This window comes from Mojavia sp., assembly GCF_059505145.1.
On sequence record NZ_JCACKA010000057.1, the window covers coordinates 69,999 to 91,800 of the forward strand.

General features: G+C 39.9%; 19 protein-coding genes and 1 pseudogene. 6 read left to right on the forward strand and 14 right to left on the reverse strand.

The window, feature by feature from the left end; genetic code table 11:
• Positions 1-96: 96 nt before the first annotated feature.
• Positions 97-291: a QAALIT motif small membrane protein gene (locus AC5JL8_RS11370; RefSeq protein ID WP_495879884.1), complete on the reverse strand. Its 195-nt coding sequence runs from the start codon at positions 289-291 to the stop codon at positions 97-99.
• A gap of 195 nt (positions 292-486) precedes the next feature.
• Between AC5JL8_RS11370 and AC5JL8_RS11375 the strand changes: the two genes are divergently transcribed.
• Positions 487-1,305: a L,D-transpeptidase gene (locus AC5JL8_RS11375; RefSeq protein WP_495879885.1), complete on the forward strand. Its 819-nt coding sequence runs from the start codon at positions 487-489 to the stop codon at positions 1,303-1,305.
• Positions 1,306-1,390: 85 nt separating this feature from the next.
• On the opposite strand, the gene AC5JL8_RS11380 is transcribed toward AC5JL8_RS11375, so the two are convergent.
• The 8 genes and pseudogenes from AC5JL8_RS11380 to AC5JL8_RS11415 all read right to left on the reverse strand — a co-directional run bounded on the left by AC5JL8_RS11380 (position 1,391) and on the right by AC5JL8_RS11415 (position 8,909).
• Positions 1,391-1,924 (reverse strand): late competence development ComFB family protein, encoded by a 534-nt coding sequence (locus tag AC5JL8_RS11380; RefSeq protein ID WP_495879886.1) that lies wholly within the window; start codon positions 1,922-1,924, stop codon positions 1,391-1,393.
• A 122-nt stretch (positions 1,925-2,046) separates the two neighbouring features.
• Positions 2,047-2,982: a M23 family metallopeptidase gene (locus AC5JL8_RS11385; RefSeq protein WP_495879887.1), complete on the reverse strand. Its 936-nt coding sequence runs from the start codon at positions 2,980-2,982 to the stop codon at positions 2,047-2,049.
• A 257-nt stretch (positions 2,983-3,239) separates the two neighbouring features.
• Positions 3,240-4,223: an AEC family transporter gene (locus tag AC5JL8_RS11390; RefSeq protein ID WP_495879888.1), complete on the reverse strand. Its 984-nt coding sequence runs from the start codon at positions 4,221-4,223 to the stop codon at positions 3,240-3,242.
• Positions 4,224-4,450: 227 nt separating this feature from the next.
• Positions 4,451-5,149: a DevA family ABC transporter ATP-binding protein gene (locus tag AC5JL8_RS11395; protein WP_495879889.1), complete on the reverse strand. Its 699-nt coding sequence runs from the start codon at positions 5,147-5,149 to the stop codon at positions 4,451-4,453.
• A 225-nt stretch (positions 5,150-5,374) separates the two neighbouring features.
• Positions 5,375-6,547, reverse strand: coding sequence for an ABC transporter permease DevC (gene devC / locus AC5JL8_RS11400; protein WP_495879932.1), 1,173 nt, complete (start codon positions 6,545-6,547; stop codon positions 5,375-5,377).
• Between the two features lie 115 nt (positions 6,548-6,662).
• On the reverse strand, positions 6,663-7,859 hold the full coding sequence (locus AC5JL8_RS11405) for an ABC exporter membrane fusion protein (protein WP_495879933.1): 1,197 nt from the start codon (positions 7,857-7,859) through the stop codon (positions 6,663-6,665).
• 452 nt (positions 7,860-8,311) lie between these two features.
• Positions 8,312-8,513: pseudogene (locus AC5JL8_RS11410) on the reverse strand (hypothetical protein); the annotation flags it as partial.
• A 267-nt stretch (positions 8,514-8,780) separates the two neighbouring features.
• Positions 8,781-8,909 (reverse strand): hypothetical protein, encoded by a 129-nt coding sequence (locus AC5JL8_RS11415; RefSeq protein WP_495879890.1) that lies wholly within the window; start codon positions 8,907-8,909, stop codon positions 8,781-8,783.
• A gap of 491 nt (positions 8,910-9,400) precedes the next feature.
• Between AC5JL8_RS11415 and pgmB the strand changes: the two genes are divergently transcribed.
• Positions 9,401-12,346 carry a beta-phosphoglucomutase gene (pgmB, locus tag AC5JL8_RS11420; RefSeq protein WP_495879891.1) on the forward strand — a complete coding sequence of 982 codons (2,946 nt, stop codon included), beginning with the start codon at positions 9,401-9,403 and terminating at the stop codon, positions 12,344-12,346.
• A 96-nt stretch (positions 12,347-12,442) separates the two neighbouring features.
• On the opposite strand, the gene AC5JL8_RS11425 is transcribed toward pgmB, so the two are convergent.
• A complete protein-coding gene (locus AC5JL8_RS11425; protein ID WP_495879892.1) occupies positions 12,443-12,646 on the reverse strand; it encodes a hypothetical protein in 204 nt (67 codons plus the stop codon).
• A gap of 126 nt (positions 12,647-12,772) precedes the next feature.
• Here AC5JL8_RS11425 and AC5JL8_RS11430 point away from each other — a divergent pair, with 126 nt between their 5' ends.
• A complete protein-coding gene (locus AC5JL8_RS11430; protein ID WP_495879893.1) occupies positions 12,773-12,913 on the forward strand; it encodes a hypothetical protein in 141 nt (46 codons plus the stop codon).
• A gap of 914 nt (positions 12,914-13,827) precedes the next feature.
• Here AC5JL8_RS11430 and AC5JL8_RS11435 read toward each other — a convergent pair.
• Positions 13,828-14,319, reverse strand: coding sequence for an orange carotenoid protein N-terminal domain-containing protein (locus tag AC5JL8_RS11435; RefSeq protein ID WP_495879894.1), 492 nt, complete (start codon positions 14,317-14,319; stop codon positions 13,828-13,830).
• A gap of 337 nt (positions 14,320-14,656) precedes the next feature.
• On the opposite strand from AC5JL8_RS11435, the gene AC5JL8_RS11440 reads away from it, so the two are divergent.
• The 3 genes from AC5JL8_RS11440 (at position 14,657) to AC5JL8_RS11450 (ending at position 17,752) form a co-directional block, all read left to right on the forward strand.
• Positions 14,657-16,201, forward strand: a complete 1,545-nt coding sequence (locus AC5JL8_RS11440) for an FAD-dependent oxidoreductase (RefSeq protein ID WP_495879895.1) — start codon at positions 14,657-14,659, stop codon at positions 16,199-16,201.
• 77 nt (positions 16,202-16,278) lie between these two features.
• A complete protein-coding gene (locus AC5JL8_RS11445; protein WP_495879896.1) occupies positions 16,279-16,986 on the forward strand; it encodes an actin-binding WH2 domain-containing protein in 708 nt (235 codons plus the stop codon).
• 58 nt (positions 16,987-17,044) lie between these two features.
• Positions 17,045-17,752, forward strand: coding sequence for an actin-binding WH2 domain-containing protein (locus AC5JL8_RS11450; RefSeq protein WP_495879897.1), 708 nt, complete (start codon positions 17,045-17,047; stop codon positions 17,750-17,752).
• A 309-nt stretch (positions 17,753-18,061) separates the two neighbouring features.
• Here the strand turns inward: AC5JL8_RS11450 and AC5JL8_RS11455 are convergent, their stop codons facing one another.
• From AC5JL8_RS11455 to AC5JL8_RS11465, 3 genes are all read right to left on the reverse strand, one after another.
• Positions 18,062-19,165 (reverse strand): glycosyltransferase family 2 protein, encoded by a 1,104-nt coding sequence (locus AC5JL8_RS11455; protein WP_495879898.1) that lies wholly within the window; start codon positions 19,163-19,165, stop codon positions 18,062-18,064.
• A gap of 49 nt (positions 19,166-19,214) precedes the next feature.
• Positions 19,215-20,102, reverse strand: a complete 888-nt coding sequence (locus AC5JL8_RS11460) for a PIG-L deacetylase family protein (RefSeq protein WP_495879899.1) — start codon at positions 20,100-20,102, stop codon at positions 19,215-19,217.
• Positions 20,103-20,738: 636 nt separating this feature from the next.
• Positions 20,739-21,683, reverse strand: coding sequence for a putative 2-dehydropantoate 2-reductase (locus tag AC5JL8_RS11465; RefSeq protein WP_495879900.1), 945 nt, complete (start codon positions 21,681-21,683; stop codon positions 20,739-20,741).
• Positions 21,684-21,802 lie beyond the last annotated feature (119 nt).

Below are 21,802 nucleotides of genomic sequence, written 5' to 3' on the forward strand. Positions count from 1 at the left end.
AATCAGCAAAATTTTAGATTTGCAATATTGCAATTAAGCGCAACACAAAAATTTTTAAATTTAGGCTGTTGTAACCTCTTGTAACTACTAGGACTGTTATTTATCTGGTCTTGTGACTAAAATTGTGGCTGGTGTTTTTGTGCGCTGTTGATAATTAGTATCAGCCTTACTTTGATCGGGTACACGAACTTGAAAAAAGAAGTTGAGGGAAAATGTAATTGTGACTGCTAGCAATAGTTTTTCAAACATAATCTTTCTCCCACCCACACCATTAATGATGGACTGCTGCACTTTAAAAGTTCCAATAACTGAGGTTTATTACCTAAAGTTTTTTTCGCGGGGACTTCTGCCTAGCCCTAGTGTGCCCAGAGGTAGTAGTAAATTTGTGAGGGAACTGATAAGTATTTATAAATTTTTGATAATTAGATAATGAACTCGTCCAATTAGTCAACTGGATATGTCAGGGATCAACAATAGGTGGTGGCAATGGTAAGAAATGAATCTGTAGCGCGGATAGTGATGTTGCTCTGTTTTGGCACAGCAATCTTATCTCTGGCTGTCCATTGGCGGATTAACTCAACACAACAGCAATTTAAACAGCTAGCCTCCTCGAAGGATAGCCGCAAAAATGACGTCTATAGCATCTCTAAAGGAAATTTAGGCGCAACCGCATATGGTGCGTCAGTTTCTAATGAACCTATGCCGAGAAAGTCTACATCAAAGTTATCAGCAACAAAGCGTCATAATACTAAGTCGAGAATAAAGGCTAAAAATGTAGCTAAGGTAACTGACGAACCCAAAAAAACTCGGCTATTAGTGCAAGAAAAACAACAGAACCTAGCTGCATCAATTTGGCCACAGTCGCTATTACCTAAGGCTTTAGCCCAACAGAATTTATTTAATAATAATAAATATAGTGATAGGCAAGTAGTGGTTGATTTAAGCGATCGCCGCGCCTATGTTTACCGTTCAGATGTGGTTATAGCTAGTTACCCTATTGCTGTAGGTAAAAAGGGTTGGGAAACACCTACAGGTAATTTTCAAGTAATGTACAAGCAGCACGATCCTATCTGGCGTCATCCAATTACCGATCAAGTCTTTGAGCCTGGCCCCGATAGCCCTTTAGGAGAACGATGGATTAGTTTTTGGTCAGATGGACACAATCAAATTGGCTTTCATGGCACGCCAAATACCGAAGTCATGGGAACCGCTATTTCTCATGGCTGTCTAAGAATGCGTAATCCTGATGTCCGATTGTTGTACGAACAAGTGAAGGTGGGGACACCAGTAATTGTGCGCGAATGATGATAATCAGTTGTCAATACTCAGTTGTGAGTTGTTTGGCTTTGCTCCAGACCACTGATTATTGACAATTGACTAATTAAGGTTATTATTTTTGCTCAAAATTAGGTGCGTAGACTTGAAGTAAGTTACTGACTTGGCGCAGAACTTCATTACCAGTAGTTTTGCCCACGACTGGTGTTCTGTTGTCATTGGGTTGGTCAAGGTTACGACCAATTGCCTCACCTATTTGTTGGTTAATTAATTCTTGAAGTTCTGCCTTGGCGCGTTGGCGCTGATAGTTAGCACCTTCTTCTGTAGTAGCATACAAGGGGGGGAGGCGGTTGAGAGCGTAAGCAGCAATATCCCCTACATCTACAGAGCTTTCGCTAGTAGCTTCAATTTCTGCGACTCGTGCGATCGCCTCTGTCAGCACCAATTCTTCCATGACGTTAATGAATTGTTTGCGAGGCACCGCTACTACTTCACCAGTCAATAGCGCTCCCATCAGTCGATCCAGCGCCATATACTCTTCTATTGAGAGTTCAGAGGCGTTATCACAGATGCGCCCGACTTCTGCTTCCATTGCTGGTGTAAGATAACCATCCTGGAGAGCTTGTTCTACAATTTTTTCAATACTCATAACGCTCATTATCATTTAAGCCACCCAAGCAAGGTAGGAATGCTAGAAATTTAGTTTATTTTGCCTAAAAATAGGCAAAATAATATACAAATTAATTACAAACGTGCTTAATCTCGCTTATGCTAATTAAAAACCTTAGTTCTCCAAGGTGTTGGATCAACAGATTGCCCATTGACATATAAACCCCAGTGCAAATGTGGGCCAGTGGAAGCACCTGTTGATCCCACTGCGCCAATCAACTGACCAGGTTTGACCAAATCACCTTCTTTGACATTAATGCGACTTAAATGCATGAAAATGCTTGTCACTCCTTGACCGTGGTCAATGCCAACTACGTTACCGTGAACCCGAAACCCTTGCGATACTTTGCCTACCAAAGCAACACGCCCAGCAGCTGGAGCAACAACAGGTGAGCCTGTTGCTCCAGCGTAGTCAACGCCACGATGATAGTAATCATTTGCAAATTTACCATTATAGTAGCGGCGTACACCATAGATTGTACTAATCCGCGCTGAACTAGGTTTGATAAAAGCACCACTCCAATACTTTTCGGGTGTTTGTAGTGCCTTAAAAGCTGCCACACGTTTAAGTTCAAGCTCTGTAGCTTGTACTCCGGCTTTTCCTGGCGGTAAATTAATCCGTTGTACAGGAAATTTGCGATTTCGTACTTGTACTTTTAAGTTTTGTTGCTGGCTATTCCCCGAAATCCGAAGTGTTCTGGTTCCAGGTTTTTCCAAAGGAGTTGTTGGTATAAAAGCCCGATACTGATTGGGTGCAATCTCAAACGCTGGGTAAGTTTTCTCACCATTAGTTACTGTGGGATTGTTACCATTTCCTGGATTATCCAGATTAATCAATACTGACAGGGTGTCTCCCAACTGAGGATTGCTGGGATTTACCTTTACTTGTAAAGCCTCTACAGGTAATGCCAAGGCAACGGGAAATGCAGCTAACATTCCCATTAACAGATTGGCTACATGGCGATTAGGTGTCAAATTTTTCATGCCATGATTGAATAACTTTTTTTGAGAGTTAGTAATCCGATCCTCAATAGTCATAGAGCTGCAAAAAATCCTTACTTCTTTGGGCAACAGACTAGCTTACTACTACTAGTGTTTCCTAATGGAAGCAAATATTTTTGAAAAACATAAGTATCAGGAAATCTTCCAGAGACTAAACTTTACTCACTGTGATTGTCAAGGCCTGGAAAAAATAATTATTTTATTTATGTGGGATATTGAGAGACAACAGATTGTCTTAGGCAAAGTTATCTAGGTAGTATAGTTTACCTTTGTTTAGTTTAACCGAATCTATTCTAACCAAACCAAACAAGCCACAGGGGAAGTGCTAGAAATAACCCTACAAAAGTCAAGCCAATACTGCTAGCTAACAAATTCCGATCTAGGTCATAAACTTCTGCCAGAATAAGTACAGAAAGCCCTGTGGGTGTTCCAGACATCAGTACCAGCACCAAACGTTCTTCGCCAGTCACACCTAAATAGGTAGCAACTAAACCTACTAGCATAGGCACAATCAGAACTTTCATCATACTGGCAATTAGAGATATCTTTAAACTTTTCCAGCCCTTGATCGTCCTTAGTCGTAAACCAACTAGCAACAAAGCGAAAGCAATCACTACCCAGACAGCTTGTTCTAGTCCAGACTCCACTACTTCTGGTAATTGAACAAACTGAGTATTCAAACCAATAAAAAATGTCCACAAGCTGGGGACAGTTAATAAATCCCGTAACTGAATCCACCAATGGTTCTTTGTGCCTCTTTTGCCAAAATAGCTAGCGATTAAGACTGCGATTCCGTATGTACCGACAACATTATTGGTAACACTAAATAATACCGCCCAGTCCATATTTTCTGGGCTAGTCAGTACCTGTGTGAGTGTCAATCCCACGAAGCCTGTATTACCTAAAATCGTAGCCAGAATAAAACTTCCTAAACTCGCCCGCGCCTGAGAGTTAACATTGGAAGTATCAACTGATAAATCCAGCTTACCTCGTTCTGGGTGTAATTTTCTACTTGTTAAAGTTTGCAGCCCCCACCAAATTATTACTGCTAGCCCTAGACTCAACAGCAAGATTAGTACTGCTATCCCAGGTATTAGTCCACCGTGAGACAAGTTAGTGTGACGTGCTAAAACTAGAAGTTGCAGCGGGACTCCTACCCAGTAAAGTCCTTGACCGAGTAATCTCAGAAAACTATCCGGGATGAACCGAGATAATATAAGTCCTAGACCAATCCAAATAAACAGAGGACTGTAAGCATCGAAGAGGTTTTCAAGCATCGTAAATTGGCACCGTTGTTTAGGTGTCAGCAGTTTTGCTATTGCGAGCAGAACCGTAAAGGTTCTTTACTATTGTGAAACTTAATGAGACGACATAATACTGCTATAGGAAATTCAAAATTTAAAAACTTTTAATTCTAGGCTTTTAGCGTCTTTTTAATGAGTATGTTTTTCACCGCAATACTGCATATCAATTTGCGGTAAAAGGAAGATTAAATTTTAGTTTTTTAATTGTAAATTTTAACTTTAGTCTTTAATTTACCATCTTCCAGGTGAATAATGCGATCGCCAATATCCAGAATGCGGGTGTCATGAGTCACCATGAGAATGGTACAGCCTTGTTCTTTGGCTAGTTTCTGCATCAAGTTAACTACATCTCGACCAGATTGACTATCAAGGGCGGCTGTAGGTTCATCTGCTAGGACAAGTTGAGGATGACTGACTAGCGCACGGGCGATCGCTACTCTTTGTTTTTGTCCTCCTGACAGTTTATCAGGATAATAATGAAGGCGATGCCCTAATCCTACCTGCTCTAAGATTAGAGCTGCTCGGCTTTGCATTTCTTGCAGTGAAATATGCTTGTGCAGTTCCAAGCCCATTTTGACATTCTGGAGTGCTGTCAAACTACCGTGCAAGTTATGTGCTTGAAAAATATAACCGTTATGCCGTCGCGCTTCTACTAGTTGCTGGGCACTAGCACCGCAAAGTTCTCGTCCCAAAACCCGCAAACTACCAAACTGGGGAGAACGCAACCCTCCCACTAGTGTCAGCAGTGTTGTTTTCCCAGAACCAGACGGCCCTGTCATGATAATAATTTCACCAGTTTTAATCTCTAAGTTGATATTTAATAAAACTTGCTTACGGAGTTGACCGTAACCAAAGTAGTGGTCGAGATTTTGGATAGAAATGATCGTTTTGCTAGACATGGAGTTATTTTATTTAAGTCGTAAAATCTCACGCAGAGGCGCAGAGAGAAGTTGCGGTGCGGGGGTTCCCCCCGTTGAGCAAACTTCGGTGGACACAGAGAATACAAGGGACTAGAGACAGATTTTTACTTAGGACTTTTAAAATCAGCCCCCCACGGGAAAATCCCACAACGCTCGTCATGAAAATCAATGCCCAATGCCCCATGCCCTATTTCCAAATTATTTTTAGAACATATCGGCGGGGTCAGCAGACTGTAATTTCCGAGTAGCGATCGCTCCAGAAATACCACACATGATAATTGTCAGCAACAATACGTTTAATGCCCGGAGTGCTGTCATGTACATAGGCAAGTTTGTGGCATTCCGAGTTAGATAATAAAGCCCCAAAGATACTGCCGTGCCTGGAATGAAGCCTAAAAATGCTAAAATTACTGCCTCTTCAAATACGACATTTAACAGGTATAAATTGCCATATCCTATTGCTTTGAAGGTGGCATATTCTTTAACATGGGCATTTACATCCGTGGAAAGAACTTGATAAACAAGAATTACCCCCACAGAAAACCCCATCGATACACCCAAATTAAAAATAAAGCCAATGGGGGAGTTTCTTCTCCAAAAGTCATTTTCAAATTCAATAAATTCTTTGTGGGTCAAGACTTTGACATCATCTTTTAGGTAAGCTCTTAATGCCGCTACTACCTGCTTTTTGTCAGCATCTGGTTGCACTTGAATCAAACCCACACTGACATTGGAAGCCAGTTGCCGAGGAAATAGCCGCAAAAAGTTCTCGTCGCTGGTCATTAAAGTGCCATCAGCCCCAAAAGAAGCCCCAACTTTGAATAAACCATGAATAGTTACCGTGCGGCGTTCTATTTCAGTCGTAACCGTTTTACCTTGTTCGATTTGGGTGATCGTTTCTTCGTATTTACCTCTAGCACCACGGTCGAACAGGACGGTGTATGGCTGCTTGATCGCCTGCAATTGTTGGTTAACTTCCGGTAGGTCAAAAGCTGGCTTGTCTGGATTGAACCCAATAACAAGAATCTCTGTGTCATTTCTTGTTTGGGGATTCTTCCAAATCATGTTGCTGACGTAAATTGCTTCTGCTGACTTCACCCCTGGTATATCCATAGCTTGGTAAAGTCGTCGGCGAGAAAACGTAGAGATTCTTTGCAGGTTACGGGTTTGGGAACCAATTAAAACTATGTCTGAGCGCAAACTGCGATGTAGTCTTGTGTTACTGTCATACAAAGCACTCTGAAAGCCAAACTGCATGAACATGAGTACATCCGCAAAGCCAATCCCAGACAATGCTACCAATAACCGACTTTTTTCATGACTCAGTTGTAGCCACCCCAGAGGTGTTCGTCGCCGCAATTGTTGGATAAATCCCATCATAAGCAGTGCTGAGATGTGAGTACTAAGTGCTGAGTTTAGCTTTGAGCCAAGAAATAAATTTATTGGCGGACGAAAAAGCAGATGCAAGTTTTGAGGAGAACCAAATTTGGTCTTATAGTTGGATTACTACTTTGACTTGCATATTGGTAAACTTGGCAGCTTTGGAGCTAGATGCATCATCTAGCCGCACATGAACTTCAATTACTCGACTGTCAATATTGCTGGAGGGATCGGTGTTGATCACATTTTGCCGACGTACCTGTAAGCCAACCCGATCTACTGTTCCTTGCAATTCGCTGGGAAGGAAATCGTTAAACACCTGTACTCTCTGCCCAGGATGTACTTTGCTGATATCGCTTTCGTAAACCTCAGCAACAGCATACATTTGGTTCGTTTGCCCAATACTGGCAATGCCATCATCTGATACTAATTCTCCAGGACGGGTATGGATTTCAAATACTTGTCCATCTTGGGGCGATCGCACATAAGCTTGTTGTAAATTTGCTTGTGTGAGATTCATGGCTGCTAGGGCACGATTAACTTCTGCTTGGGCAGCTGCTACATCTACACCTCTAACTTCGGAGATGCGTTGTAGGTTAGCTGTGGCTTCTTTGAGTTGTTGTTGGCTGGCTGATTGAATACGATTTAACTGTGCCTTTGCCTCTTGCAGACTTTTACGGGCACTTTCTAGGGTGAGGTGTCTGGTGTCTTTTTGAGAGGCGGAAATTGCTCCTTGTTGATACAAAAGCTGATAGCGTTTGTCTTCAACTTCGGCATTTTGGACTTGGGCTTGCAAGCGCGCAACTGTGGCTGTTTGAATTTCAATGTCGCCTTTGCGTTCTGCTGCTAGACGAGCGATCGCGGCCTGTTGAGCTACAATTTCACCACGTTTAGCGCCTGCTTGCGTCTTGGCCAAATTCGCCTGGGCTACTTTTACTTGTTCTTGAACTTCTTTGAATGCTGCTTGGAGGCGATCGCGGCTGTCTAAGGTAGCAATTATCTGACCTTTTTGAACTCTATCTCCTTCCTTTACTAACAACTCTTCTACCCGACTCCCTTCTGCTGACACAGTAGCAGCAACTTTAATTACTTCTCCCTTTGGCTCTAGCCTTCCCAAGGCTGTTACTGTTTTGATTTCTAGTAATTTTTTTGCTGGTATTTGTGTCTCTGAATTAGCGGAATATTGCCAACGTTTCACTGTATAAAAACTGATTCCACCAACCAATAAAGATGCAATTATACTTATAATAACGGATGGACGCAGAATAGATTTAGGGGACAATGTGTACCCTAACTTTGAGTTTTGCACCATAGATTACCTCTTACTGGTGGCGCAGAAAATCTGAAAATTTTAGTTTTGAAAGCAACTAATTTGTCTAAACCCTGAATAATTAGCAAAACGCAGGATATTTTTCTGGAATAACGTGGAACTTCCTTTTTTGGTTAATTATCTGTGGATTTATCGTTTCAAAACCATAAAAAACTTTGGGAATTGTTGACAAAGCAAATACATAGTATAGTATAGTTTGATACAGCAAAAACAAGCCTTTAAATGGTGAAAGACTTATTTATCCTTATGTAAAAGACTTTTGTTTTCTTATGCTCTTGACGTATATTAAACTCTTTAAAAAATCCGGGTTGTAACAGCGCAAACAATCGCAGGTAAATAATTTTATTTCATGACTTTTAGAAAATACTACATTTTCTAAAAGCTCTAAAAAATTTCATACACAATTAAATTATTAATGCAAAGTTACAGCATTACTTACGGATTCCATCATTATCAATGGCATTGTAACTATCATTGCTCATTAGCCCTAACCAAGAATCTGAATTCGGAGTCAAAAATAATTCGGCGTAAACTTTTTCATTTAAGGCATTTACATTAGTTGTGGCGTTTTTCTGGCATAAACCACTGATGAGTTTGGCCGTGCAATGTATATTCATTTCTTACAGTATCTAAGAGGATGTTTTAAAAGTTCTCTTGTTGGTAGCAAAACATTTTAGAACCCCCTAAATTCCCCCCCTTGAAAAAAGGAACTTTAAGAAGTTTTCCACCCTTTTTAAGGGGGCTAGGGGGGATCAATAAGTGCTTAAAATCACAGTCAACTACTTTTCAAACAACCTCTAAGCCCATTGCCGTTTCAAAATTGCGAACAACGCGCTGTAAATTCTCAAGATTATTTGCTTGAAAACGTTTGCTACCTATTAATGCCTCGCTGTTCTGATCTCACTTTGCATCTGCTGTGTAGAGTTGGACAATTCCTTGGCATGTTGCAGAGTCAGTAATTTCTTGGTGTGTTATCTGATTACTGGCAGCAGGAGTGATATTTTGTAGTAAAGGAGATTCGACTCGCATTTTGGTTACAGCTAGCGTACCAGACACGGAAGCACTAGGTGTTTCATCTAAAATCTAAAATTTTAATTTAAAAATTTTGTAGTAGTTGTTTATACTGTAATAATTATTCAAATTACTGTGTATAGGTAGGGTTGCTCCTCTGTTCCCGAAACAGATGTTATTGGTATTCAAAGCCGGAAACGTTTTCCTACCTTAATTAGTGGCTCTCCTGATGAAAGTTACATATTACCTTTATTTTGGGAAGCCAACGAAATAAATGTATAGATTCATAAAATTTCTGATGTTAATGTCTTGAGACATGAGTTATTAATAAATCTAACTAGAGATGGATGAAATCGAAAACTTGCTGTTATTCAGAACGTCAATGTTTTCCGTTGAGACTGTATCAAAGTCAAGACGAAGAAGGAAGAGAGCGAATTATTCAATTAATTCCTAAAAAGGTTATTTCATCCTGCCCCAAGCTAGCTCCGAAGATTTAGGCTTATTTACTTATGTCTAACGTATCCGTTCGCAATTCTCAACACAATCAAGCACTGCTAGAAGCTACAGACTGGAACGTTATTGAAACGGAATTTGACCCCACGCAGCTACACCATAAAGAGACCGTCTTTACTATCAGCAACGGTTACTTAGGAACGCGGGGTACTTTTGAAGAAGGCTATCCTCAAGATTTCCCAGCAACAATTATTCACGGTGTGTATGACAAAGTTGCAATTGCCTATACCGAACTTGTCAATTGCCCTAGCTGGCTGCCATTGGTGGTAAAAGTGGCAGGCGATCGCTTTAGCATGGACAGTGGTGAGATTCTTAACTACGAACGACGGCTGGATCTGCGTTTGGGTATAGTGAGTCGTGATGTGCGTTGGCGTTCCCCCAAGGGTCACACTTTAGATTTACACTTCGAGCGTTTCGCTAGTTTGGCAAATCAACACGTTTTAGCGATTCGCACTCAGGTGACATCCTTAGACTTTGAGGGTGATATCTCGGTCGAAGCTGTGTTAAACCCTGAACCAGATACCCAAGGTATCAAACATTGGAAAACTCTCAATCAAGGTGGTGTAGAGCAAATTATCTGGCAGTACAATCAAACTCACCACTCAGAAATTCAACTGGGTATGGCAGCTAAGTTAGTGGTAGAGGGTGAAAATGCAGCACCCGTATGCTTAGAAAATGCTGATACTTCCCCAACTTTAACCACAACTTTCCGTGCAGTACCAGGAAAAACCGTTACTGTAGAAAAGATTGTCACCGTATTTACATCACGGGAGACAGAAATTCCGATCGCAGCAGCTCTACAAACACTAGCAGATGAACCGAATTACTCAACCCTGCTAGCAGCTCACATTGCGGCATGGGAACAAGTGTGGCAAGACAGTGACATTATTATTGAAGGCGATCGCCAAGCTCAGTTGAGCGTCCGCTACAATCTTTTTCAAATACTGGCTGTTGCACCACGTCATGATGACCGCGTTAGCATTCCTCCTAAAACCCTCTCTGGTTTTGCCTATCGGGGACATATTTTTTGGGATACGGAAATTTTTATTCTTCCCTTCCTCACCTTAACTCAACCTGCCCTGGCACGTAACTTGCTCACCTACCGCTATCACACTCTACCAGGGGCGCGACGCAAAGCGCAGGAAGCTGGATATCAAGGAGCCATGTTTGCTTGGGAAAGTGCCGATACTGGAGATGAAGTGACTCCTCGTTGGGTACCAGATGCCAACGGTGGATTAGTGCGGATCTGGTGTGGTGATATCGAAGTTCATATTACTGCTGACATAGCCTATGCTGTTTGGCACTATTGGCAGTTTACCGATAATGATGATTGGATGCGCGATTATGGTGCGGAAATTCTCTTAGATACTGCTGTTTTCTGGGAAAGTCGGGTTCAGTGGAACAGCGATCGCAACTGCTATGACATTTTAGATGTGATTGGCCCCGATGAAAATCACGATCGCGTCAATAATAACGCCTTCACCAATCTGATGGTGCAGTGGCATTTGCAATCAGCTTTAGCACTTTGGGATTGGCTCAAGCAAGCCTGTCCCGAAACCTCAGCCCAACTAGCGCAACAACTTGACTTGACTACAGAACGTCTGCACAAATGGGTTGATATCCAAGAGCATTTATTTGTTAATCAAGATGCATTAACTGGCTTAATTGAGCAATTTGAAGGTTTTTTCCAACTAGAAGATGTCAACCTCGCGGATTACGAACCACGCAGCAAATCTCTGCAAGGTTTACTGGGAATTGAAGCCACCAACGAAAAGCAGATTCTCAAACAGCCAGATGTGTTGATGCTCCTCTACTTGCTACGCGGGCGTTATGATTATAAAACCTTGGCAAGCAACTGGGATTATTACACCAAGCGCACCGACCATACTTATGGTTCCTCACTCGGCCCAGCAATTCACGCTATTTTAGCTTGCGACCTCAATCAACCAACTCACGCATACACGCATTTTCTCCGGTCAGCATTGGTAGACTTGGAAGATGTCAGGCGTAACGCAGCTGAAGGAATTCATGCGGCCAGTGCTGGAGGAGTATGGCAAGCTGTGGTATTTGGGTTTGGTGGTATCCGAATGACTCAATTTGGCCCAGTTGCCTGTCCCAATCTGCCTCCGAGTTGGAAGCGCTTGAAATTCCGCCTGCAATGGCGCAATGAGTGGTATGACTTCGATTTGCGACAAGAAACAGACATGGAAATTGCCGACCAACAAGCAGATGTAAATCTGCAAACTTCAGTCCCCGCAATTAGTGGTGTCATTTTTGACTTAGATGGTGTGTTAACTGATACCTCGGAATTACACTATTTAGGCTGGAAGCGAGTAGCCGATGAAGAAGGTATTCCTTTTGATCGTGAAGCCAATGACGCCATTCGAGGATTACCACGTCGGGAAACACTGTTAAAAATTTTAGGCGATCGCCCCGCCACTGAAGAGCAAATTCAGGAAATTATGGAGCGTAAAAACAACTACTTCCTGAAATTAATCCAAAACATTACAACTGCCCATTTGCTGCCTGGAGTAGCAAATCTATTGCAAGAACTACGTTCTGCTGGGATAAAAGTAGCCTTGGGTTCATCTAGTAAAAATGCTCAGACTGTAATTCAGCGCTTGGGTATTCGAGATAAATTTGATGCTATAGCCGATGGCTACAGCGTCTCTCAACCAAAACCAGCGCCAGACCTTTTCCTCTTTGCTGCCCAACAGCTTAGGGTTTCACCATCACAGTGTCTTGTGGTAGAAGATGCCACAGCAGGAATAGAAGCAGCTACAGCCGCAGGTATGTGGACTGTTGGGCTTGGGCCTGTTGAGCGAGTCGGTAGAGCTAATGTAGTTTTACCTAATCTAGAAGGCGTGCGTTGGCAAGAATTGCAACAGCGAATCGCAAGTACTAGCAATAACCCCGTGGCACTTGTAGAAGCAAGGCTTTAAGATTTGTATAGATGTATAGAGTCAAAGGAACTGGGTAATCAGCGGAAAAATAAATGTTGTTGAGGATTACCCTTGTTCCCTATTTCCTTATAACTTCTATAATCCCCTATCTGCTGCTAATTGCCGCAGTTTTTGTACTAATTCCCGTCCACTGCCAAGCTGATGTTTAACTCCTAAGTTAATCAGCTCGCGTTCAATTTGTTGCCGATCAACGGCATCTCCGTCAAGATAAAACCCCAGCACTATATCTACCAATGCATCTGTATTTTGGTTGGTGATATAGACTAATTTCTCAATCATGGTGAACTCCAGAAACACTTATGACGAGCCTAAACTAGGGAAAACGCTGCAATTATATGTATGCCTTATCCCAGACCCAGATTATTCTTCCCGCGGTTTTACTTAAACTAACGGGGATATCTTCAAATGATTTTGATACTGTTAAGCCTGAGTTTTTTCTCGCAAAAAAAAACCGTAGCTGGCTACTACGGTTTTATTGAGCGAACTGACTCAACTTGCCATGAGGAGATGGAAGTCTTACAACGTGACCTCTTAGGCGTTGTGTAATCTCTTTGAAAACATAGTCTAATTGCTCTGGTTGTATTCGTCATTACTGAGGTAAGTAACTAGTTTTGTGAAATTTTTATCTACTTAACCGTAAGTTTTTCTATAATTAAGTACATTTAACAAAGCTATGTTCGCCAATTTGTCCGCATTATTACGGTATTTATCAAAATCTAAAATACTTAGTGGCTATCGAATCAGTATTAGAGACTCAAATAAGCACTATAGTTATAAAATAAAATTCAGTGATTTAATGTAACCTTTCTTGAAATTTACTGATATTGATGCTTGAGCAAAGAGTGCAAAAATACTTGCAAGTAATATAAAACCCTGAAATTAATCAGGGTTGACTAAAAAGTAATATACCAGCGATAAATATTATCAGTCTGTTTGTCAGAGTATTGATTCAATCCTTTGGTATATTTAAGTATCTATCAAAAGGATGAAGTAATTTAATGTTAGCTGACGCCAGAACTAGTAATCTAACTTTAAAAGCCTATTTTGATGGTTTTGTGATAATTTTGCATAAATTTGATGATAAAGGCATTACACAGAGCGATTAAACGGTTATTTGGTGATTTAGTTTCTATGTCTTTTTAATTAATACCTTAAGGTGGATATTATCGCAGCCTGTCCATTTTAAACTCAGATTTAGTCGGACACGTATTGAGTGACTCACAAAATTCCTTCCCCACAGCAATTGTGGGGATTTTATTAATTTATCGAGTTTTTGCTAGTACTAAAGAACTATCAATGCTTTTGGATTCTTTTCCCAGATATGTTGGTGGAAATTTTCCCTTATGAAGCGGAAATAGAGATTGAGAAAACTAGCGATCGCATCAAAGGTTCCTGTAACCTACTAGCTACAGGAACCTTACTTTAAGTTACACAATCAAGCGGATGCAAAAAATCAAAATCTAAATTTCAGCACCTGATTTTGCTTCAGCACCCATTGGCGCAACGTAATCACGGAAAAGAGTAATTTGTTGCTCAAAAGATAATTCTTTAATCTTATTCAACAGCGCTTGAGCTTCTGAGGAAAGCTTGTACTCAGGAGGTACAGGGATGATCGTAGCACTATCCATACCTTGAGATAAACGATACCAAAATAGTAACTTGGTGGTATCGCCTAGAGAACCATATTCACGGGAAATTTGGGTATCTGCTTTGTTAATTAAATCACGCTGAACTTGCAGTTGTTCTTCGTGGGATAATTCTTTAACTTGGTTGAATAAACCTTCGGCAATTTCTGGGGAAACAGTGCTTGCACCTGGGGCTGCTGGAGTAATTGATCCACCCATTTCTTTGTAGATAAACCAAAATAAACCAAGCTGTTCATCTACATCTAATCTCTGCCAAGATTGGATATATTCACGAATGGTTTGATCGTTAGTTTGGGTAAATGTCATGCAAAACTCCGATTGTTATTATTGAATCTGCAATCAACAGTAACAAAAGTATATTTGTGGTTTAACCCTACTGAAGACAGATGTATACAAATCATAGAGAAGAAAGTTTAGAAAACTATAAAAGTATAGGAATATAGCGGAATGTAGCGTATAAATTCCGATTTTAATTTTTAAATCTCACAATCAAAAGTAACAAGATACATCTATGGATTAACCCTACTGAAGACAGATGTATACAAATCATAGAGAAAAATATAAAATTGGATTTCAATTTGTGAGAATTAAAATTTTTAGTATTGCCAGGGGCAGATGCTAATTATTCAAGGGGTTATTCAATATGAGCATCACTGAAGATATTCTCTCCCAACTACCAGGCGATCTTATGGGAGGTTTGCGTCGCGCCGATCGCATCTTGGCATCTCTAAGGGCAGATCATGCACCGATACCAATGGTAATTAAAGAAAATCAGCAGCCTTTAGACGCTGTGGACTGGGATGTAATTGTCTGTGGTGGTACTTTGGGTATTTTGATTGGTTGTGCCTTAGCTGTGCAGGGAGTTAAGGTAGCGTTGATTGAGCGGGGAATGTTGCGTGGTAGAGAACAAGAGTGGAATATTTCTCGCAAAGAATTAGAAGTATTTTTGGAATTAAATTTGTTGACAGATGAGGAATTAAACCAAGCGATCGCCACCGAATATAACCCTGCTAGAGTTAGCTTTCAGGGTGGCAAAGAAGTCTGGGTAGAGGATGTTCTCAACATTGGTGTAGATCCAGTTTATCTACTCGCTACATTAAAAACCCGATTTTTAGCTGCTGGGGGTAAGTTGTTAGAAAATACTCCCTTTAGTGAGGCAGCAATCCATCCCAATGGGGTGATGGTAAACAACCAACTCAAAACTCGATTATTGATCGATGCAATGGGACATTTATCTCCCATTACCCAACAAGCACGCCAAGGGCAGAAACCCGATGCGCTTTGCTTGGTGGTAGGAAGTTATGCCCAAGGTTTTCTGGAAAATAACTCTGGCGATTTGTTGTTATCATTCACATCCTTGCAAAATCAATGCCAATACTTCTGGGAAGCTTTTCCAGCAAGGGATGGTAGAACAACTTACTTATTTACCTACATGGATGCAAACCCACAACGCTTGAGTCTAGAAGCTTTGTTTGAAGAATATTTACGCCTCTTACCAGAATATCAGGGTGTGGAATTGAGCAATTTGAAGTTTCAACGGGCGTTGTTTGGCTTCTTTCCTGCTTATCGTCAAAGTCCTCTCAAAACTCCTTGGAATCGCATTCTGCCAGTAGGAGATAGCAGTGGTAGCCAATCTCCTTTAAGTTTTGGCGGCTTTGGCGCTATGGTACGTCACCTGCGGCGTTTAACATTTGGCATTCGTGAAGCACTACAAACAAACCAACTATCTGCAAAAGCGTTGGCTATGTTGCAACCTTACCAGCCAAGCCTAGCTGTTACTTGGTTGTTTCAAAGGGCAATGAGTGTTGGTGTGGATCAAAAAATTGCTCCAGATCAAATTAACCAACTACTTTCAGCAGTGTTTGAAGAAATGGAACAACTAGGTATAACCGTACTCAAACCATTTTTGCAAGATATAGTGCAGTTTCCAGCGCTGACGCAAACACTTTTAAAAACTGGTTTCGCCAATCCGGGATTAATTGTCAAAATAATTCCCCAAGTAGGTTTGGCAAGCTTGTTAGATTGGATGGTGCATTATGGGAATTTAAGTGTTTATACTGCCTTATTTTGGCTGAGTCCAATGCTAGAAACATTGGTTAAGCACCTGCCAAGTCAACAACAATATTATTGGCATCGTTTAGTTGATGGCTGGCAGTTTGGGTCTGGCAGTGATTATGCTGATGGATGATTCGGTAAAAATTTGACACGATGCATTGCAGAGATGATTAACCGCGTCTTTACGAGAAAATTTGTGTGAGGATGAAGATGATTGAAAGGCAATCCCCAGGAACAAAATACTTTGCAGTATTGATTAACTTACTGCGCGATCGCCAAGCTTTTTTAGAAGAAATTAGTCAAGGTGTAAGATTACCTAGTAAAATCATCTCTTTATTAGTTTGCAGTTCGATATTTCTTGCCATCTATGGCGGCATTATTGGTGCATACCATAGTTGGATGCAAGCTTTATCTTCTGCTGTTAAACTACCAGCTTTATATTTAATTACACTGCTAATTTGTTTGCCCACATTGTATTTTTCTAATATTATTTTTGGCTCTAAGCGGAGCTTTTCTCAACATTTAGTACTGGTATTAACTGCGGTGTCGGTTACTAGTGTGCTTTTATTCAGCTTTGCACCAATTACATTATTTTTTTTAATTACTACTAATAATTACCAATTTTTGATTTTACTAAATGTAGTTATATTTTCTTTAACTGGATTTATTGGAATTTCTTCTTTATATCAAGCTACAAGTTCAGTATTAGAACAAGACAATGAAGGTAGCAAAACCCGCCAGAGAATCTTACAATTCTGGCTATTTTTGTATGCTTTTGTAGGAAGTCAGTTGGGATGGACTCTTAGACCTTTTTTTGGTACACCTAACTCTGCCTTTCAACTATTTAGGGACAGAGAAGGAAGTTTTTATTTGAGCGTTATTCAAGCTATTGGCTATCTCTTAGGAATTCGTTCCTGAGCCATGATCTAGTAGTTTATTAATTAGTTCACAACACAAAAATCTAATACCAATTATTATGCTTGAGAAACCAACTTACAAAAATAGATACTTTGGAACTTTAATTAGTTTATTACGCGATCGCCAGGCTTTTTTAGAAGAAATTCGTCAAGAAGTAAGGTTACAAAGTAAAATTAGCTCACTATTTGTCGCTAGTTCCATTTCTTTTGCTATTTATGGTGCAATTATTGGTGCATCTCATAGCTGGGCACAAGCAATATCTGGTGCTATTAAACTTCCAGCATTTTATTTGCTAACACTAATTATTTGTTTTCCTACTCTATTCTTTTTTAATGTTTTATTTGGTTCCCGTAGCAGTTTTCAACAACATTTTGTTGTGTTGCTTACATCTGTGTCAGTCATTAGTGTGCTTTTGTTCAGCTTGGCACCAGTGACATTATTCTTTATGATCACTGCCCCCAATTCTTATCAATTTTTTAAACTATTAAATGTATTAATTTTTGGCATCACAGGTATATTTGGCATCAAGTTCCTCTATGAAGGAATGCAGTTGCTTTCTCAACAAGATGAAGTTGGCAAAAAAACTCGCACTACTATTTTAAGATCCTGGTTATTTCTTTATGCTTTTGTAGGTATGCAGTTGGGATGGTTTCTCAGACCATTTTTTGGTGCCCCTGGCTCGAAATTTGAGTTATTTCGAGCAGTGGGTGGCAACTTCTATCTTGATGTTGTAGGGGCAATTTCTGAGATTTTGGGTATTCGATAGCCTAGCTTATAGTGTAGTAAAGGGCGGCATATCTGCTTATTTTTAAAGAAAATCCATTGCTGTTTGTACTTTTTTAATTTGTCTGGGTACGTGCATTTCGTTAAAGGTGGCGATTGCGCGCGTCATTAACATAATTTCATCATTGCGACCGTAGGGTAGCAATCGCAAAACCTTATACTGCAATACGGTTCAGATAAGAGTTGATCCTCCCTAACCCTCCTTAAAAAGGAGGGAATTAAGCCCCCCTTAGAAAAAGGGGGGTTGGGGGGATCTTCTGGAATCGAATATCACTAACTGAACCGTATTGCCTTATACTGGTCTTCCAGCTAGCCAGCGTCTTACCAAAATCCGCACTCGACTAAAGAAGAGCTTCAAAAACGCTATTCTACTTTGCCACCCGTTATACTTACGCAATAGTTGCCATGTATCTGATGGACTTAACCATATACCTCCACAACTTTCCAAGTGTCTAGCCAACTCTACTCCGTCAAGGGGAGCTGCTAATATGTTGATTAAATCAAGGCTAGGTGGTAACCTTTTCAGACAGGCAGATGAATCACTATGTGCGTTTGCCCAGGCGGGTTCTCCTCCTGCGCTGTATGTTTTTGCTTGAGGATGACCGAACCCGATATTGTGTATAAAGGATGCCATCGGCGTGATATGGACGTAGCCTTTATATAAGGCGGCTAGAGTGAGTGTAATAACCCAATCTTGTTTTTTTTCTTTTTCTATAAAAAATTGATTTACAATCGTATATTTTGTCTGTATTGTTGCAGGAATATCATAAAATTTGCCAAAAGGATTATAGCCCTGCTTGTAGTTAGAGAGATCTAAATCCTGCCAACGATCTGCCCAAGTTCCCCAGCCCAAGGCAAATACCCGCTTAGATACCATAAAATCATCTGATATGAGTTGACGCACCTCACTAGGAAAGTTTGCATAAGCTGTAACTGAAAACACTTGAGGAATTTCACGGTAAGCTTCCAACATCCGACACATCCTATCGTAGAAATAAGGATTTGGAACAACGTCATCTTCTAAATAAACAACAGCCGGATAATGTGACAAAGCTTCTGTAAGTGCAGAAATAGCATTTACATCACAACCTAAATTGTGAGGTTGATTTATAATTTTAACTGGGACAGTATCGGAGAATTCTGTTAATAAGTTAATGCATTCTTCAATTAAAAGTTTATCGTTTGCGTTGCGAGGGCCATCAACAAAAGCTAAAATTTGTCGTGGGCGTAAGGTCTGTTGAGCTATTGCCGGAAGAACTTGCTTGAGAAGGTCAGGACGAGTAAAAGCTATTAAAACAATTGGTGGTAATTCTTGAGGGAGCGATATGCCGTCTAGGTCGACAGGTAGTTGTAAGTTTTGATTTATAGTCTGCAATGTATTTTGAACTTTTGCCATAAATTTCTATTTAGTAAATGTGTAATTTAATCAGTATCGTTATGCTAGATTAATCATTGGGCATTACAGAATCAGTTTTAAAGAAAACCTCATAAGGCAATGAAAAACGTCGTAGAAAAGCGGGCTTGAGAACAGGAGATAAGCCGACATCTATGGCTTCGTATTGAGAGCGGTAGACTTTAATTGCTTTTGTCTTCTTACTTTGAATAGAATGAATCGATAAACAGTAAGCGCCTGCTAACTCATGCAGTTTCAAGTCACGAAACAGTAAAGACTTATAGAGAATCCAGATAGGATACTGTATCTGCTCAACCTTAATTCCAGCAAGCCTTATAGCCGTTTTAACTAATTCATAAGTTGCTTCATGGTCTTTGGTACGATCTTGACGATGGGGGACATAAACCTCCCCAGGCTGAAAAGACAACAAAAGTTGAGCCAGTTCCTCAATTATTTGTTGACGTGTATTTAGGTCAAGATACTGTAGTTTACTATCAGGTTTGTCGAGGAAGTGAATGTGCGAGGAGTCAACACCTAAAATACTCAAAGATGTAAGTGCTTCTTGCCTACGAATTGGAACAATTTCGCCAGATTTAAAATCGGAATGCCAGCTATGAGAAGCGGCTCCATCTGTTATAAAAACAATCTGGACTGGTATATTCTGTTCTCGCTTGAGTCCTATCAAACCACCACAACCTAACACTTCATCATCCTGGTGCGGTGCGATGATCATTGCAGATTTCTGGCTAACGGTCAAAGGCTTACTGCCAATATGCACTAACCAAAGAAACTGTAATAGGCTTAAGTATTCTGTTAAAAATTCTGGTAGTTTATGGTTAAATATCCACAAAACCTTGTTTTGTAATCGATGCAAAAAATGTTTTATTTTCAGTATTTTTTTCCAATCAATAGCCCACGCGTTAATTCGGCTTTCTTTCATTGATTTTTCCTTGATGAACTGAAATTATTACTTATTACTTATTAATAACATAGAGATATTCTGATTAGAGGATGCCTCAATAATCTCTGGTGTCGTATTCAATACTTGTATATCTTTATGAATTTATCTTGTTAATAAAGGTAATAAATTATCTCGATAAAACCTAATATTTCTTAGATGCTTTCTTCAATTTATTCATATTTAAAAAACTAAACTTTTACTTTTTTCACTTAAATTAAAAATTCATAACTATCAAAACAGATAGTTAATAAAAATTTAACATATAGACAATTAATTTTTAAAGCGCAATTATACTGAATTGGTTAAAGCTGAATTATTTAAAACTTTATATTCTTTGGTTATAAAGTTTAATTTTTTACTTTGAAGCTTTGAATATAATCCTGGAAATTATGTTATTAAGTTACTGAAAACTTTTTTGTGATTTTATAAACCAAAATATCTAATTCAAGAAGTGGGTTATCACATTTTTATATTAGTGGAATAGGCTCAAAATTCGTATCAAGGCATCTGGAAACGGGCAAAGCCATATTAGCTATGGCTTTGCTATTTGTGATTTAGCAAAATTAATAATTAAAAGTGTTAGATTCTAATTAGTAAAAAAAATCAAGAAATATCCTATTTTCCCACTCTGCTTTTTGCATCTATAAACTTAAGTTGTTGGTATATACAGTTAATCTGCAATAAATTTACACCTGCTGCTTGCGCTTTTCGTAAGGGGTTGCCAAAAATTGCTTCTACCTCTAAGGGACGGCGTTCGTCGTAGTCAATTTTCATGCTGGTGCGGTAAGGCTTCATCTTCACCGTATAATCGAGCATTGTTTGAATGAAACTATCAGGAATGATACGCCCCGAACTTTTAGCACCCGTTGCGACTTCATGCATCAACTGTTCAACTAACTTACGAGTGTGAACATGAGCCATTAATTCATCTGTTCTCGCGTTGAGAATTACAGAAAGCCCATTATAGGGGATATTCCACACTAGTTTTTTCCATCGCGCTAGGAGTAAGTCTTCGGCTAATTCCATTGCAATACCAGCACTTATAAAATCAGCGGCAATTAGCTGCATCCTTTCAGTAATCCCACCAGCATAATAGCCAGAGGTATATTCTCCTAAAGTAATTTGTCCATAATCGAGGTGGCGGATATGCCCTGCCCCTACTTTATTGGAACACAGAAAACACAACCCACCAATAACGCTAACATTGCCAACAATTTGGGCAACTTCTTCTTCTATGCCCAGCCCATTCTGTAATACCAGTACCACTCCATTATCTTTGAGCATAGGTGGTAATAGCTGCGGTAGTAAATGATTTTGTGTCGTCTTCAGCGCTACTACTACCACATCGCATTTAGGCATCTTTTCTACACTGTGGTAGGCGTTAACTTGGGGAAGCGTGAAGTCACCCTCTATAGACTCAACGACTAAACCATATCTGCTGACATATTCATAATCACTTTTCAGCAAGAAGTGGACATCCAATCCAGCTTTTTGCAGTTTAGCACCATAAAATCCGCCTAATGCACCAGTTCCTAGAATGGCATACCTACGCTCGGACATTTTGTCTACAAAGAGATTTTTCTATGTTTATCATAAAATGTTCGATGCCCTAAATTTTAATTTAATAGGTTAATAAAAATTAAAATTGTTTCACTATACTTTATTATGTTTGACAGAAA